The following is a 17,335-nucleotide window of genomic DNA, read 5'->3' on the forward strand; positions in this document are numbered from 1 at the left end:
AAACCATAGATGCTATTTCCATGTTCCATAGAGGCTGCCCTAAAATGTTCCACGTGGAACATTTTATGCATTAACGCCCCAAGAAAACCAATAAAACACTAATGTCTGAAGGCGAAACACCGCTTATACGTGAGGCCTGGGATATCGTTACGGGACGAATAAACTCCAACTTTTCGCGAGCTTCAAAGGATAACGACTTTAATTTTGAATAATCAAAACTGTCAGGAATCTTGACGTTCTCTAAGCGATTCAGCTTATCCGCATTGTTCTTTTCCTTTTTAATATATCCCGAATATTTTACCTGAATTTCAGTTTGTTCCAAAACCTCCCGGTCCAAATTGTTTTCCACCACAAAATCTGAAACAGAATCCAATTGTAACATATGATCCATAGTTACCCTAGGCCGTGAAAACACCTTGAACATTTTATCCGATTGCTTGACCAAAGACGAATCTAAACTATCCAGTATGGGATTAATTTCCTCTGGCCTAACACTAGTGTCCCTGAAAAATGAGATGAACGCATCTGATTTATTCAACTTTTCTTCCATGCGTCGTAAACGATTCTCCTTGGCAAGACCAATCTTATACCCTTTAGGCGTTAAGCGCAAATCTGCATTATCCTGACGCAACAACGTTCTATACTCTGCGCGAGAAGTGAACATACGATACGGTTCCTCTGTCCCTTTTGTAATCAAATCATCAATCAATACTCCAATATAAGCTTCATCCCTTTTTAGAACAAAAGGTTCTTTTTCATGAATTTTTAAATGCGCATTGATTCCCGCCATTAGGCCTTGGGAAGCGGCCTCTTCATATCCAGTGGTTCCATTAATCTGCCCAGCGAAATAAAGACCCTCACAAAGTTTGGTTTCTAAAGTATGGCGCAATTGGGTCGGCGGGAAATAATCATATTCGATGGCATACCCCGGTCTAAAAAACTTAACCTCCTCAAAACCCTTAACAGATTTCAACGCCTTGTATTGTATATCCTCCGGCAATGAAGTTGAAAATCCGTTTACGTAGACCTCTACAGTATGCCAACCTTCCGGTTCCACAAAAATTTGATGCTTGTCCTTGTCTGCAAAACGATTGATCTTATCCTCTATAGAAGGACAGTATCTTGGTCCTATGCTCTTAATCCTACCATTAAACATAGGAGACCGGTCAAAACCATCGCGCAGCAAATCATGCACTTGTGGGCTTGTATAAGTCATATGACAGTCCCTCTGTTCCTTTAGCAGTACGGTATCCAAGTATGAAAACTTTTCCGGATTAGAATCCCCGGGCTGCACTATCATTTTAGAATAATCCAGGGATCGGCCATCCACCCTTGGTGGAGTTCCCGTTTTCATTCGCCCACTATCAAAACCGAAATCAGTCAATTGCTCCGTTATTCCAGTTGCCGCACGTTCCCCGGCACGTCCTCCGCCAAATTGTTTGTCGCCTATATGAATCAATCCATTAAGAAAGGTTCCGTTCGTTAAAACGACCGCTTTACCTTTAATATCAATTCCAAGAGAGGTCCGTACTCCCACAACTCTATTTCCTTCCACCAAAAGACCTTTGACCATTTCCTGATAGAAATCTAGATTGGGAGTGGCTTCCAAAGCCAGGCGCCACTCCTCAGCAAATCGCATTCGGTCATTCTGAGCTCTAGGGCTCCACATCGCCGGACCCTTAGATTTATTCAACATCTTGAACTGGATAGCGGATTTGTCCGTTATTATTCCGCTATACCCACCAATAGCATCGATCTCTCGAACGATTTGCCCTTTGGCAATACCTCCCATAGCCGGATTACATGACATTTGCCCAATAGTCTGCAGGCTCATTGTAACCAATAAGGTATTTGAGCCCATGTTGGCAGAAGCGGCGGCCGCTTCTGCTCCAGCATGGCCCCCACCTACAACTATAACATCATACCTTTCTTGAAACATAGCCTATTGATGTTCCACGTGGAACAATTTCATTTTCTCCTCCTCTTTCGATCGCATTTCTTTTGAATCATCATCCGATTTGTCATCGTAGCCCAATAAATGCAATACTCCATGAGCCATTACTCGTTGCAGCTCATCTACAAATTTACTGTTAAATTTATAAGAATTTTCCTTCAATCTTTCAGTGGAAATAAACACGTCGCCAAATAAGACATCATCATCGGAATAATCAAAAGTTATAACATCCGTCAATGAATCATGTCCTAAAAATTTCTGATTGATCTCCAACAAATAAGTGTCATCACAAAACACAAAGGAAAGATTTCCCACTTCCCTACCTTCTGATGCCACAATTTGTGCCAACCACTCTACATACCTCTTTTTATCCTGCAGTTCAAATTCCGTTTCGAAACAAAACTCAATCATCGCTTTTAAAATACTCCCTGACCTTGTCCTGAAAATTGCGGCGCAAAGGTAAGGTTTGGCGATTTAAAATCTCTGTTTCATTTCGATAATTCTCCAACAACACCGGTTTGGTAAGTATTGGGCTCTGAAACTTCTCCCTATTCACATTGCTCTCTCTTTCCTCTTTCTTTCCCTGCCTCATAGCGGCATTCTCCAATTTCAATAATTCATATTCCAAATTATTGGCCTTATCTATAGTGCGCTCAGTAATTCCATTCTTCAAAAGATCGTTTTCAAAATCCTCCATTTGTTTCAATAGTTTCTGTCCCAACTTTCGATCATTACTATTAATCATATCTTCCAATTGCTTTTCAAGCTGCTCTCGTAAAAGTTGTTGTTCCTTATAGATTTCATAAATCTCCTTAAGTTCTTCTTCTCCCAATGCCCCTTCCTGTTGCCCATTACCCTCTTTTTCTCCCTTTCCATTTCCACCTTTGCCCTCTTTACCTTTCGACTCCGTGCCTAAATCTTTTGATTCACCATCAGATCCAGGCTCCCCTTCTCCATCGCTTTGTCCTTTCCCTCCTTGCTTTTCTCCCTCGCCACTTTGTCCTTGGCCTTCTCCCTGCTGAGGTTGACCTTCACCAGATTTTCCCATTCCCTTCATTTTCTCCTTCAATTCGCCTTGCCCTTTGATAATATCAGGTAATTGAAAGTCATTGCCTTGTCCTGAACCTGAGCCAGACATCATACTTTCTTGCATATTATCCAACAACTTCGCCAAAAAGTCGGCTAAACTGTTCGATGCATTTAACACATATTTTTGATAGGAAATCCCCTGATAAATCTGATTATCCGCAATGCTTTCCAAGGACTTATCCATATTATAGTACACTTCCGTAATTTGTTCATTAACAAACTCGGAAAGTTCGGCACGTCTCAATGAAAGTGCAAAAAGACTATCATCTACATGCTCAAACAAATTTCGTAGTTGCTGCTGCTGCCTAACAGTACCCCCAAATTGCGCAATTTCCGCTTCCGAATCCTCCAAAGTGTCATGTAAGCTTTCCTGCTTAAACGAAAAGGTTACCAGATTATCCAAAATTTGACGTAGCATTTCAGCATCTTCCGTGATAGTAGAACCATTAGCCCCAGAAGCAGATTGTTCCAACGCCTCACTCATTTCCTGTATTTTACGAGCCGCTGATTTTTGTTTTTGTTTAGCATTCTGTTGTTGTGATTCCGATTCCACTGGCTCATTTCCTTCCTGATGTTTATTGATTTCCTCTAAAGCCTCCTGTTGGTCCTTCTTTATGGACTTCTCGCTCTCCTTGTTCAAATTTAGCTTCAAAGGTTTCTTTAGGTCCTTATTATCCTTATCCAGATTATCCATTTCCTCAGCTATCTCTTCAAATTCCATATTCAAATTCTGCTGCTCTTTTCCGGAAAAATCGTCCCCAATTTTCAATTCACTTAGTTTGTCTTGTTCTTTCGCCAGCTTTTCCAGGTCCTTAGCCAGTTGCCTTACCTTTTCAGCAACGTAATATCGTTTTGTAAGTTCCAATAGCTGTTCTAGGTTTCGTTCGCTGTTCTGTTGCTTTTTGCCTAACTCTTCCAGACGTTTGGTTAGTTCCTCCTTTTTCATTTTGTCCGTAATCTTCGAAAGCTCTTCCAGCAGTTTTTCGTTTCTTTTGGCCTCCAATTCTTGCCGCTCCAGTCGCTCCTTCAACAGCTTTTTTAATTGATCATCCTCTGTGTCCTTATTCAAATTTTCCTTAAGCTGTTTACTAAACTTTTGCATCAACGCTTCTTGCTGTTGTTGCTTTCTTAGAAAATCCTTTACTTGGCTCTGATCATTAAAGTTTAGCTGTTGCTTTTCCTTTTGTTCTTTGTTAATCTCCTTTAAGGTTCCCTTCTGCTTTTTAAAGCTTTCCAATGAGTTATCCAAGTTCTGTATTATTTCCTGTCTAGATTCCAACTCCTTATTCCTTAGCTGGTCTTCGTCTAAGACCATCGTAGAAAAAATTTGGCTTTTCGTAGATTTCCCTTTGTGAATAGCATCGTTGTCGGTGGCCACAAAATAAAAACTATAGGTCTTGCCCCGTTCCAATTCAAGACCGGACGGAAATGTGTAATAGAACTGTTCAAAATTGTTTTTTGATTTAACAAGTCCCAAGGTGTTTCGTTTCTCACTATCATCATCCGGATAATATACCAAAGAAATATCCTTCAATCTATAGTCATCCGATGCTTCCCCAAAATAATACGAAATATTTGGGTTTAGTGAATCCAAAACTTGGTTGACCTTGATTCCCGGATAGGCATCTTTTATAACCTTAAAGCGATATTGTAGTTTCTCAAAATCACGAACATTAGCATTCGATGTTGAGAGCTCGTAGGGCATATTTTTATATACCCTTTGGGATAGGTCAAAGTCATCGGCCGTCTTTGAAAACGTCAAACTGGTATCCGAGATATGCAATTGAATCTCCTCCGTGTTTTCCGAGACAATACTCCACGTAACTTTAGTTCCCTCAGGAAAGGTAGCATTTCCAGTGCTTTTCAAGGTTTCGGATGATTTGCCCGTATAATTTGGATAGTCCAAGACCATTCTAAAATCCTGTATTGAAGGGACTTCCAAGACATTGAGTGTATACGTTCTGGACCTTACATCATTTGCAACAAAGTAAAAATCTGTTTGACTTAAGGGAGGGCGGAATTCATAACGGAACATGCCATCATTATCCTGTAATAGCATCTCTCTTCCATCCACTACTATATGAACATTCTCCGGCCTCAACTTTCCTTCCGTACTAACCAGCGCAGTAAAAGCCTCGTTTTCCAGAACGTTCAAATCATTCGAAAGGAGCTTAAATACAAAAGGAGCCGGAGGTTCGTAAGCCATATCATAGTTAACTACTCTTTCATAGGAACCAAAAAAACTGGAAAGATTACCTGAGAGCCATATCAGGCCAAAAACAAAAGCTGGTAAGGTTAAATACTTGGCATATTTAAAACTCTCCTTAAAATTCAATGCCGCAACAAAGGGTATAGGTCTCATCCGCTGCGAACGTTGTTCTATACTCGCCAACAAGAGTTCGGATTGGTTCTGATCCTCGGCCAGATCCAGCAAATTATATAGTTTGTCATCAACATCGGAAAAGTGTTTTCCAATCAATAAAGATGCATCTTTGTTGCTTATACCACTTTTTAGTCGTAGTAAATAGAGCAACGGTGTCAACATAAATCTATAGAACAAAAAAAGTTCTATTCCTATAAAGACAAAAAATAAGACAAGTCGGCCAGTAGAACTAAGCCATAAGAAGTATTCCACCGCCAGTATCACTAAAAAAAATAGAAAGCCGATCGCCAAAAACAACAAGCTGCCCTGTATCAGCATTTTGGTATAGAACCGTTTTGTGAACTGGTTCAGCTTTTCCAATATGTTGTGGTATGTATTCAAAACAGTGTATATATACTACCAAGATACTTGTTATCGGAAATTTTGTCATCAAAAATTTGTTAAAAGGCAAAACATCGTCGGTTTAAAATGCATTCCCCGGCATATGCTCTCCTACTAAAAGTATCATCCACTATCACTTTAGAGCTATTGAACACTAAACAACCACACAGAACATAACTATCGGTGTTTGCCAAAACTACCAATTGAAATGCCCAAAAAACAAGCACCAATGAAACTGCGACATTTACCCTTAGACACTATTTACACTAAGGTCGCCGCGATCAAAAATCATAATTCCAAACATTCCCGCCCATCTTAGATACGCCTTTGGCGACTAACCCGCTTTTTATACCTTTGGCGGATGGAAAAGAAAATCCGAGTTCGCTTTGCGCCAAGCCCAACAGGACCCCTTCATATTGGCGGTGTACGTACAGCCTTGTTCAATTATTTGTTTGCCAAAAAACATAAGGGCGATTTTATTCTTCGGATAGAGGACACCGATCAAAATCGATATGTAGAAGGAACCGAAGACTATATTATAGAGGCCCTAAACTGGTGCGGTATCCCTTTTGATGAAGGTCCCGAAAAAGATGGAGGTTTTGGTCCATACCGACAAAGTGAGCGAAAATCCATTTATAAAAAGTACGCTGAAGAACTTATCGCAAAAGGAAAAGCGTATTATGCCTTTGATTCATCAGAAGAGTTGGATTTTCATCGGAAAGACCATGAAGCCAAGGGAAAAACATTTATCTACAATTGGCACAATCGTCTTAAACTAAACAATTCTCTATCCCGCACTCCAGAAGAAGTTCAAAAACGTTTAATTTCCGGAAAAGATTATGTGATTCGGTTTTTATCACCTCCTGACGAAAAACTGATATTGAACGATAGTATTCGTGGAGAAATTGAGATAGATACCAACATTTTGGACGATAAGGTCCTATTCAAAAGTGATGGTATGCCCACCTATCACCTGGCCAATATAGTTGATGATCATTTAATGGAAATTTCACATGTAATCCGCGGAGAGGAATGGCTACCCTCCCTAGCACTACATTTACAGTTATATAATGCTTTTAATTGGGAAGCCCCTCAATTTGCCCATTTACCCTTGATCATGAAGCCCACGGGCAAAGGGAAGCTCAGTAAGAGAGATGGAGAGAAAATGGGTTTTCCCGTTTTTCCATTGTCTTGGAATGAATCTATTGGCTATAGGGAAGCGGGGTATTTTCCGGAAGCGGTTATTAACTTCTTGGCTCTATTAGGCTGGAATCCCGGTACAGAACAGGAGCTTTTTTCTCTAGAAGAATTGGTGGATACCTTTAGTTTAGAGCGGGTAAATAAATCCGGAGCACGTTTCGACCCTGAAAAGACCAAGTGGTACAATCAGCAATACCTCCAAAAAAAGAACGATACGGAATTGGCCGATTTATTCCGTGAATTGCTTGTAAGCACAAAAGGTACGGACTTTGGGAAATCAGAATTATATATCCAGAAAGTGGTTTCCTTAATCAAGGAGCGGGCGACCTTTGTTTCCGATTTTTGGGAACTAGGTAGTTATTTTTTTGAAGCCCCTACCGAATACAATGAAAAAGCGGCAAAAAAACAATGGAAGGAAAATACGCCGAAAATCATGGGGCAATTGGTTTCTGTAACTGAGACCATTGATGATTTCACTTCTGAAAACATAGAAGCTTCTGTAAAAACTTGGATTACCAAAGAGGGATTTTCCTTTGGACAGGTCATGGCGCCTTTGCGCCTAGCCATCGTTGGGGACTTAAAAGGTCCTCATTTGTTCGATATTATGGAATTGATCGGAAACGAGGAAAGTATAGGAAGAATCCATAGTGCAATTTCAAATTTGTAGTTTTTCTGCCTCAAGTTTTTATCGTCTCCCGTTAGAAGTCCGATCTAGAATTTGAATCTTCAGACCGAAATTATAGTTTGTAACAATCTTCTCGAAAAACCTACTTATATACAAAGCCTTTTCGTAAATTCAATCCGTTAACTAAAATCCAACGCCATGGGCAACTTTCTTTTGATACCAATTATTTTTTTTGGACTTATCGTCCTTTTTTCCTCTTTTTTCATCGTAAAGCAGCAATCTGCGGTAGTTGTTGAACGCTTCGGACGGTTTCACAGTATACGCAATTCCGGCTTACAGATGAAAATTCCATTGGTTGACCGTATTGCGGCGCGTTTGGGACTTAAGATTCAACAGCTGGATGTTATTGTAGAAACCAAAACGTTGGATGACGTATTCGTAAAGCTTAAAGTTTCCGTGCAGTATGTTGTCATCAAGGAAAAAGTATATGAAGCCTTCTATAAATTGGAATATCCGCACGACCAGATTACATCTTATGTGTTTGATGTGGTAAGAGCTGAAGTGCCTAAAATGAAATTGGACGATGTTTTCGTAAAAAAGGACGACATCGCCATAGCTGTAAAATCAGAATTGCAGGACGCTATGTTGGATTACGGTTATGACATCATTAAGACATTGGTAACCGATATTGATCCGGATGCCCAGGTAAAGGAGGCCATGAACCGTATCAATGCTTCAGAGCGGGAAAAAATCGCTGCACAATTTGAAGGTGATGCCGCTCGTATCCTTATTGTAGAAAAAGCAAAGGCGGAGGCCGAAAGCAAAAGACTTCAAGGTCAGGGTATCGCCGATCAGCGCAGGGAGATTGCCCGCGGCCTTGAGGAATCCGTGGAGGTGCTGAACAAGGTGGGAATCAATTCCCAAGAAGCTTCCGCATTGATTGTAGTAACGCAACATTATGACACTTTGCAATCCATTGGTGAGGAGACCAATACTAATTTGATTCTATTGCCGAATTCTCCCCAAGCAGGTAGTGATATGCTCAATAATATGGTGGCTTCGTTTACGGCAAGCAATATGATCGGCGAACAGATGAAAAAGACGAATCCCAAGAAGCCCGGCTAGTAATAAATCTTCTCTTAAAATGGCCAAGAGATGTCATGACCATTTTTATATTATCAGGTCAGATTTCAAAAATATTGGCCGATGCCAAATACAATTCCGTTGGTAGTGTCATTTCCGATGCCAAAGCCGTAATCCAGTCGAAATACTGCGTTAAAAATCCGTTTGTGAATAAAACGAATGCCCAATCCAGGATATAACCGTGTTGAAGAACCATCGAACAACTGCGAAAAGTCTTCTCCCGGAGTTCTCCATGAACCGGCATCCACAAAGGCGTTTCCTTGTACCACGAACCAACCTTTTTCATAAAAAGTATGCCTATACTCAGTATTCAATACAATGGCCGCAGTGCCCCTATCCACCGTATTTCCAACCCCACGAATATTGAGCTGATTATCCAAGGTAAAAGGGGCAAAAGGTGAATCCTCATTCCCAATGGCTGCCGCTAGTCGAAATCTGCTGGCCCAATTTCCTTTTTTTCCTAGTTTTTTGTAGTGGATAAAGTCATTCCTCAGGGATAAAAATGATTTTAAAAAATTCTCCGCTGGCTCATCCCCATTTAAAAACTGAATATACTGCCCGGTAAATTCGCTCAACACCCCATCAAAATATTGATAGTCAATATCCAAATCCACGTATCGGTACGCTAGCCTATACATTATTTTATCCGCTTCCAATTCCAGAGGTCTATTGGGCAAGGGATCTTCCCCTTCAAATAAATATGATTCCTTAACTAAACTAGCGCCAATTTCCGCTTCATGGTTAAAGCTAAAAGAGAATATGAGCTTTCCTTCAAACATTTCCGAATTGAACCGATAGTCCTTATCGCCTTCCTCAAAAAAAATAGGTTCTTGGGTCGTTACATTTTGATAACCAAACCCGATACCCACTTTATCACTGAATAAAAATGGATGCTCCCAGAAGAAACCGTAGGAATCAAAAACGTTCCTTTCATAAAACCCTCCTAGAAGCTGATTGTTTCCGAACAGATTGAACTCAAAAGCAGAGACTCTGTATGCAAAACTACCGTCATTTGCAGTGGCAATCCTAAGCCCGGGAATGAGTGTAAAATTTTCCTCAATGATATATTTTACAATCACATTGTCATTTTCCGCTTTTACTTCATGGGAAGCATTTGCAATCCCTGGAAGACGTTTTAAACGCTCAACATCGCCAACGACTTTAAGCGAATCATAGGGGGTGTTCGGCCTCACTTTTACCAAACGTCGCAAGAAGGATTCCTTGGTGCGTTTTAATCCCATAAACTCAAGTTCCGTTACCATTATGTCCTGGGCATGTCCACAGGTTGTACCCGCTAAAAAAAACAACAATAGAAACTTCTTCATCTGAAAGATATGTACATCGATAAATTGACAACGATGTATGGTCATGTATCCCTAAGACGCGTAAAACCATCATTCCATACAAAATTCGAAAGATTTTGGCTTAATACCGAATTTAAGCTGCATAAGAGGGTTGTTCCCGGATAGGCTAAGGAAAACTAAAGGTGGGTGGGAAAATGGTCTTAAAATCTTTTAGAACAAGCCGTTTCCAATTGAAAATACCGATTGATATATTTAGTAGGATAAGAAATCCTTATACTACTTGTTCTGATCAATTTTTGCCCAGGTATCTCGTAAAGGAACCGTTCTGTTGAACACTAATTTTCCGGGGTTTGAATCAGTGTCCACATTAAAATAGCCTAGGCGCTGAAATTGAAACCTATCCCCCGCTGTAACATTTTTTAAATTTGGTTCCAAATAGCCGGTAACCTTTTGAAGTGAATCGGGGTTAATGAATTCCATAAAATCCTTATCCTTTTGGGTATCCGGACTTTCATGTGTAAAAAGGCGGTCATATAAACGTACTTCGGCCTCTACCGCATGTTTTACTGAAACCCAATGAAGCGTACCTTTCACTTTTCGCAAACTTTCCTCGGTACCACTACCACTTTTGCTTTTAGGGTCATAGGTACATTGAACTTCGGTAATATTACCTTCAGCATCCTTGGTACAGCTTTCAGCCTTAATAATATAGGCGTTTTTTAGGCGCACTTCGCCTCCAAGTTTTAGTCTAAAGAATTTTCTGTTGGCCTCTTCCCGAAAATCCGCTTTTTCTATATAAATCACTCTTGAAAATGGTACCTTTCTACTTCCCGCAGACTCATCCTCAGGATTGTTCTCGGCATCCAACCATTCTTCATTATCATCCGAATAGTTCGTAATCACCACTTTTAAGGGGTCCAAAACGGCCATGACTCTAGGTGCAATTTTGTTCAAGTGCTCTCTTACATGAAATTCCAATAAAGACACGTCTATCAAGTTATCCCTTTTTGCTATGCCAATGGTTTCCACAAAGCTGCGAATGGACTCTGGGGTATAACCACGCCTACGCAATCCGGAAATCGTGGGCATCCTAGGGTCGTCCCAACCATCTACTACATCTTTCTCTACCAATTGCAGCAGTTTCCGTTTGCTGACCACAGTATGACTCAAGTTCCTACGTGCGAATTCACGTTGTTTTGGGCGAATTCTTTTAGCGTCCACCACTTGATCTAAAAACCAATCATAAAGCTCACGATGTGGTAGGAATTCCAAAGTACACAAGGAATGCGATACCTGTTCCACATAATCGCTTTCGCCATGTGTCCAATCATACATGGGATAAATACACCAATCGGTATTTGTTCTATGGTGCGCTTTATGGAGTATTCGATACATTATCGGGTCCCGCATCAGCATATTGGTAGAGTTCATATCGATTTTTGCACGAAGCACATGAGTCCCCTCTTCAAAATCACCTCGTTTCATTCCCTCGAACAACTCCAAATTTTCCTTAATTGATCGATTTCGATATGGACTATTGGTTCCCGGTTCCGTTGGAGTGCCTTTTTGAAAAGCCATCTCCTCCGAAGATTGACTATCTACATAGGCCTTTCCCTCTTTTATTAAAGCAACCGCCCAATCATATAATTGCTGAAAATAATCAGATGCATACCGTTCGGTATCCCAAGTATAGCCCAGCCATTCCACATCCCGTTTTATGGCATCCACATATTCCTGCTCCTCTTTGGTCGGGTTAGTGTCGTCAAACCTTAAGTTGACGGGGGCATTGTAGCGTAGTCCCAATCCAAAATTAAGACAAATGGAGCTTGCATGTCCAATATGAAGATATCCATTGGGTTCCGGTGGAAACCGAAAGCGCAAAGCCTCATTGGGAAAGCCCTTGCCAAGGTCTTCCTCGATGATATGCTCTATGAAATTCAGGGATTTGGTCGTCTCGTCCATACCATGCTCATTTTGGAAGCACAAAAGTAGGAAAAATGCCTTTAGTACGGGGCACTAAAAGCGATCACCTTGCGAATATCCAGTTTCACAACATTTTTAATCCACCCTACAACATTAAATTCCCCACGACTCAATTATATAACATATTTGTTGTTGAATACTATGGAATTGTCAGAAATACGGGGCATTGCCAAGACCATTGTTTTAATAACCATGGATACCGTGAATTTATCGAGCATCACATAAGACGATAAGCTCCGAAGTCCCTTAAAACGACAACTACTTATGAAACCCAAATTTTTGTCCCATCCGTCAAGCCAATTGGCTCTATTTCTTTTGCTATGCGTTTCGCAAGTTTCGGCACAAATTGCGATCAATGCTCCAGAACCTGCCGACAATCCAAACTTACCCGGTGACTCCAAAGGTTACATCATATGTGCGAATGCCGGTTTTAACCAATTTTTCGCGAATGTTAGTTGGGCCGGAAATCCCAATGCAGGTAATGAATTTATCTTGGAACTTTCCGATGCCAGTGGAGATTTCAACAGTCCAGTAGAATTGGCCCGTAGCGCAGATGAGGCTGCGGTTCAAAATCCTGGATTTGAATTCTCAATTCCAACGGATACCCGAGGCCAAGGATACAGAATACGGGTAAGGAGTACCAATCCGGAAAGTACCAGTCCACCATCCGATCCCTATAACATGTACTATATGGACTTTACTACAAATCTTCATATTAGTCCTAACGGCGATGGTACAACCCCAGGCACCCTACAGGTATGTAATGGAGATTCTGTGACATTCACCGTGGACAACATTCCATTGGCCGTTCGTGATACCTACCAGTATATTTGGTATCGTAGCGGCTCACCCATCATTGGTGAAAGAGGCGCTTCTTTAACTACTTCTACCACGGGAATATATTTCGCTTTAATCGATTATGGGCCAGAATGCTCAGGTGCGGCGAGTACCGAATCCAATATTATTGACATAAACACCGGTACAAGTACTGGTATCGCCATAAATCCGCCATCAAAAACGGCCTTGTGTAGTGGGGAAACCGAAACCCTGACTTCTACCATTACCGATGGAACCTACTCCTATCAATGGTATAAGGATAGTGCAGCACTATCAGGGGCGACATCTACATCTTATACCGTAGATGCTTCGGTTCCTGGATTCGAAGGAGATTACCAAATTGAAGTTTCAGGACCGGGAATTTGTACGGAATTATCTTCCCCTATTGCGATGACCAATGTAGGGGCATTTACCGTTACAAGGGATAACCCTGCCAATATGGTCATTCTACCTGGCCAGACTCAAACATTGAGTGTAACCACAGATGCCAACACTCCTACCTTTCAATGGTTTAGGGACAGCAATCCTGTAGGTGGTGCCACAAACAGCTCTTTTGATGCCGATGAGACCGGAACCTACTTTGTCGAAGTCACCCAAACGGGTGGTGCATGCACCTCCACGACCATAAGCAGTACCTCTACCACCTTAGTCTCTCCTGTTTCCTTTGAAGCGACGATCGACTATGCCGATGCTTATACCGCCTGTGAAAACACCAGTGTTGTGTTGGAAGTAAGTAGCATTAATGCGGTTCTGGCCGACAGTAGTACCCTAGATGTCACCTCACAATTGGCATCCCAATTTATCTATCGTTGGCGTAGGGGTGGTGCGTTACTCTCCGGACAAACCTCTAGAACCATCAGCCTTACCGACCCTTCTGAAAATGGAAGTTATACTTTGGAAGGGGCTTTGGAAGATAATACAATCTTCACCGAAGCGCTCCCGGTGCAGCTGCTATCTTCGGAAACCTTGGAAATAAGTGCAACAAACACCGTTTTTTGCAGTGGCTCTGAGCAAATTACCCTGAATACCACAACCAACCTTGCCGAAGAAAACTTTGAATGGCAAAGGGACGGCGGTACGGTCAATACCTCAAATACTTCATTGGATATTGATCAACCAGGCACATACCGTTTGGTACTCGACCGTAACGGTTGTCCGTTGACCTCCAATGAAATCACAATTTCGCCCTTGGATCCCGACCTAATTGCCCTGGATCCTTCCGGTGACGTTATTTTCCCTGAAGGAACCTCGAGAACGGTTACGGCAAGTGGTGGTACCGCATATCGCTGGTACGATGCCAATAATGTAGAAATAAGCAACAGCGCTTCAGCAACATTTACTACTGAAGGGAACTATATGCTTATAGCCAATATTGACAATTGTGAAGTAACTAGAGAAATCAATGTAACCTACTTGGATACTTTCAAAGTACCTAATGTAATAACCCCTAACGCAGATGGATTTAATGATCAGTGGATATTACCCAATTCCTATTCAAATCAATCTGACGTAAGTGTTATCATATACAATGATAAAGGGATAGAACTCATAAACGAGATTGGTTACCAAAATGATTGGCCATCATCCTCTATGAGTTTTCCAAAACAAAACATGGTTTTTTACTATATCATAAAAAACGCAAACGAAACCCTTAAACAGGGTACCATAACTGTTATCCGTTAACCAAAAATGAGAATTAATAGATTACTTGTTTCATTTCTAATAGCCGTACTGACGTTAACAAAAATCAGTGCGCAGGAGGAGAATCCCATATTAACGTACGAGGTACCTTCACAAAACCTCTTGCGCTTTAATCGCTTTTTGATTAACCCTACTTTCTCAACGGTTAGGGAGGATAAATCATACATTAATCTATTACACAGAAACCAATCGGTACAATTTGATGATAACCTGCAAAACTACTTTTTGAGCTATAGCGGTAGAATCAGCGATCGTACAGGTTTAGGGCTAAGTTTGTATTCTCAAAGGGTAGGCCCCATAGATAATATCGGGGTCTTGGCCAACTATGCCTATGGGATAAAATTGAGCGATAAAAGCAACTTTACCTTTGGGGCAAACGTGGCCTATTACAGTAGTGGCTTAAATCGGAACCGAACATCCACAGTTGAAGACGATCCATTTCTCAATGGTTTCCAAGATGAAAGCCTGCTATCGTTTCAACCCGGATTCAACATTTCCTATGGACAATTTGATTTTGGTGCCTTTGCGGAAAACCTTTTTGACTACAATCTTAAGACCAATTCTTCCATTACGGAATTTAATGAAAAAACCTTCTCAGGGCACCTGCAATATACCCATGAGTTTGAAAATGGGGATGGGGTCTTTGAGAACGGAAGACTTATGCCTTTGGCGCGTACTCGATTGGTAGATGGGGAAGACCTCACTTTTGGAGGTAGCCTAATCCTAGATTTGCCAAGAATCGGTTGGTTGCAAGGAGGTTACGACAGTTTTTATGGAGCCTCGGCAGGAATTGGTTTTAATTTAAACCGTAGGCTTTCCCTAGGGTATACCATGGAAAAAGGACTTTCCACGGATTTTGATAATTTGGGAGTTACCCATGAGATCTCCTTCGCTTACTCCATCACCCCAAATCTAACGGAAGACCGTGTTATGTTGGAGGAGGATGGAAATGAGCTCGTAGACAATGAAGAGCCTCAAATAGAAGACGTAGCTACCAATGATGAAATTGATGAATTAAAGCGAAAGCTTGCCGAAAATGATGCCATCATTGAGGAATTAATGTTCCGTCAGGACTCCTTGGAGGCGGGCCGACAAAAAGACTTGGAGCGTCGTTTTGAAATGGTCATGCGCATGGTACGCAATGAGACCAGGGGAGAGCGTCCGGACTTGGAAAAACGAGCTGAAGAACTATTTCTGACAGGGCGTGATAGACCTACTAGTGTCGCGGGCAATACTGAGGCCACCCAAAATATACCGAATAGCACAAATAACCAAAAATCCCAACCGACCAGTGCTCTTGCACTCACACCAAACAACCCGTCCAAAAAAGATGTTTTGGCAACCACAACCAAACAAGATAAGGCCCAAGTAGTTGGGTCTAGGAAAACACAAACCAAACCCAATTCCCCAGTGACGGGCAAGGAAAGTGTAAAAAGCCGAAAATTCAATAATCTGGATGGCGTTTCGGACGGGTACTATGTAGTTGCCAATGTTTACAAGGGTACTGCCTATATGGAGAAATTCATGGATAAGCTCTCTGAACAAGGTCTTGAACCGGACTATATAGACAATCCAAATAACGGACTTAAATACGTATTTCTAAAACGTTATGCTACATGGGACGAAGCTGTCTCTGCCTATAATAGCAATTTGAACGGAGAATACGATCAAGCAATGTGGATAATGAACGTAGACAACCGCTACTCTAACGAAGCCTACGTAGAAAATGTAAACAAAATAAAGGAGAAATCATCCCAATATGGGACAGATGTCCTTCAAAAGAATGTGGTGGTCAAGGATAACTTGGCCGCTAACGAAACTTCCCCCAAAACCCTTAATGCCAAGGGTATAGGCGCTGGCTATTACCTAATAGCCAATGTGTTTTCCAATCCGAAAAATGCCAATCGGTTTGTTAAGCTTTTAAATTCCTATGGATTGAGTGCCAGTTATTTCATCAACCCCGAAAACAACTGGAGGTATGTATACCTAAAACGACACGAGTCCTGGAACAACGCCTTAATCTCTTATTATTCCAAACTGAATGATTCGTATGATGACAAAATGTGGATTATGCGTGTAACCCCAAACTTAATAACCTAAATGAACCAAAAGTTTTTTCTTTATAAAAAACTCTTACCTTTTTATTGTCTCCTTTTTTGCGCTTTCCTTTGCACGAAAGCCCAGGAGGCTGTACCCTTTGCCCTTAGGTTAAACTTGGGAAATACCCTACTAAGCCAGGCTATCATTTTTTTGGGGAGCAATATCCTCAACCAAAAAGTGGATACCTATTCCAGCCAGGTCAACACCCCTTATAATGGTCCGGCAAACAATAACTCCCTTTGGATGGAGTATAATAAAGCCCACACAGAAAACACAAACAAAATCAAGGAGCCATCATCCCGATATGGGACAGATATCCTTCAAAAGAATATAGTGGTCAGGGTTAACCTCACCACTAACGAAACTTCCCCCAAAACCCTTAATACCAAGGGTATAGGCGCTGGCTATTACCGTATAGCCAATGTACTCGCCAATCCGAAAAACACCAATCGGTTTGTTGAGCCCCCAAATTCCTATGGACTGAGTGCCAGCTATTCCATCAACCCTGAAAATAGCTGGAGGCACATATGCCTAAAAGGACTCAAGACTTGGAACAGCGCCCTAATTTCTTATTTATTCCAAACTGAACGATTCGTATGATGACAAAATGTGGATTATGAGCGTTACCCAAACTT

10 protein-coding genes are annotated in these 17,335 nt (G+C 41.3%); 5 read left to right on the plus strand and 5 right to left on the minus strand.

Annotated elements, in window-relative coordinates:
- Window positions 1-70 precede the first annotated feature (70 nt).
- From mnmG to D7Z94_RS02850, 3 genes are read right to left on the minus strand one after another with little or no spacing between them, the layout of a single operon-like run.
- A complete protein-coding gene (mnmG, locus tag D7Z94_RS02840) occupies window positions 71-1,939 on the minus strand; it encodes a tRNA uridine-5-carboxymethylaminomethyl(34) synthesis enzyme MnmG (RefSeq protein ID WP_120709986.1) in 1,869 nt (622 codons plus the stop codon).
- A gap of 3 nt (window positions 1,940-1,942) precedes the next feature.
- Entirely contained in the window at window positions 1,943-2,365 is a 423-nt protein-coding gene (gene ybeY, locus D7Z94_RS02845; RefSeq protein ID WP_120709987.1) for an rRNA maturation RNase YbeY, read from the minus strand.
- A complete protein-coding gene (locus tag D7Z94_RS02850) occupies window positions 2,358-5,807 on the minus strand; it encodes a DUF4175 family protein (protein WP_120709988.1) in 3,450 nt (1,149 codons plus the stop codon). The genes ybeY and D7Z94_RS02850 overlap by 8 nt, the downstream gene beginning before the upstream one ends.
- Before the next feature lie 361 nt (window positions 5,808-6,168).
- On the opposite strand from D7Z94_RS02850, the gene gltX reads away from it, so the two are divergent.
- Window positions 6,169-7,674, plus strand: a complete 1,506-nt coding sequence (gene gltX / locus D7Z94_RS02855; RefSeq protein WP_120709989.1) for a glutamate--tRNA ligase — start codon at window positions 6,169-6,171, stop codon at window positions 7,672-7,674.
- Between the two features lie 156 nt (window positions 7,675-7,830).
- Window positions 7,831-8,757 carry an SPFH domain-containing protein gene (locus D7Z94_RS02860; RefSeq protein WP_120709990.1) on the plus strand — a complete coding sequence of 309 codons (927 nt, stop codon included), beginning with the start codon at window positions 7,831-7,833 and terminating at the stop codon, window positions 8,755-8,757.
- A 65-nt stretch (window positions 8,758-8,822) separates the two neighbouring features.
- Here the strand turns inward: D7Z94_RS02860 and D7Z94_RS02865 are convergent, their stop codons facing one another.
- Both D7Z94_RS02865 and D7Z94_RS02870 read right to left on the minus strand, forming a co-directional pair.
- On the minus strand, window positions 8,823-10,100 hold the full coding sequence (locus tag D7Z94_RS02865) for a POTRA domain-containing protein (protein WP_120710850.1): 1,278 nt from the start codon (window positions 10,098-10,100) through the stop codon (window positions 8,823-8,825).
- A 255-nt stretch (window positions 10,101-10,355) separates the two neighbouring features.
- Window positions 10,356-12,041 carry a glutamine--tRNA ligase/YqeY domain fusion protein gene (locus D7Z94_RS02870; RefSeq protein WP_120709991.1) on the minus strand — a complete coding sequence of 562 codons (1,686 nt, stop codon included), beginning with the start codon at window positions 12,039-12,041 and terminating at the stop codon, window positions 10,356-10,358.
- A 285-nt stretch (window positions 12,042-12,326) separates the two neighbouring features.
- Between D7Z94_RS02870 and D7Z94_RS02875 the strand changes: the two genes are divergently transcribed.
- The 3 genes from D7Z94_RS02875 to D7Z94_RS02885 all read left to right on the plus strand — a co-directional run bounded on the left by D7Z94_RS02875 (window position 12,327) and on the right by D7Z94_RS02885 (window position 17,300).
- Window positions 12,327-14,582, plus strand: a complete 2,256-nt coding sequence (locus D7Z94_RS02875; protein ID WP_120709992.1) for a T9SS type B sorting domain-containing protein — start codon at window positions 12,327-12,329, stop codon at window positions 14,580-14,582.
- A gap of 6 nt (window positions 14,583-14,588) precedes the next feature.
- Window positions 14,589-16,700: a PorP/SprF family type IX secretion system membrane protein gene (locus tag D7Z94_RS02880; RefSeq protein ID WP_120709993.1), complete on the plus strand. Its 2,112-nt coding sequence runs from the start codon at window positions 14,589-14,591 to the stop codon at window positions 16,698-16,700.
- A gap of 114 nt (window positions 16,701-16,814) precedes the next feature.
- Complete coding sequence (locus tag D7Z94_RS02885; RefSeq protein WP_147415818.1) at window positions 16,815-17,300, plus strand: hypothetical protein; 486 nt, start codon at window positions 16,815-16,817, stop codon at window positions 17,298-17,300.
- Window positions 17,301-17,335: the final 35 nt, after the last annotated feature.

Source organism: Ulvibacterium marinum (genome assembly GCF_003626755.1).
Lineage (GTDB): Bacteria > Bacteroidota > Bacteroidia > Flavobacteriales > Flavobacteriaceae > Ulvibacterium > Ulvibacterium marinum.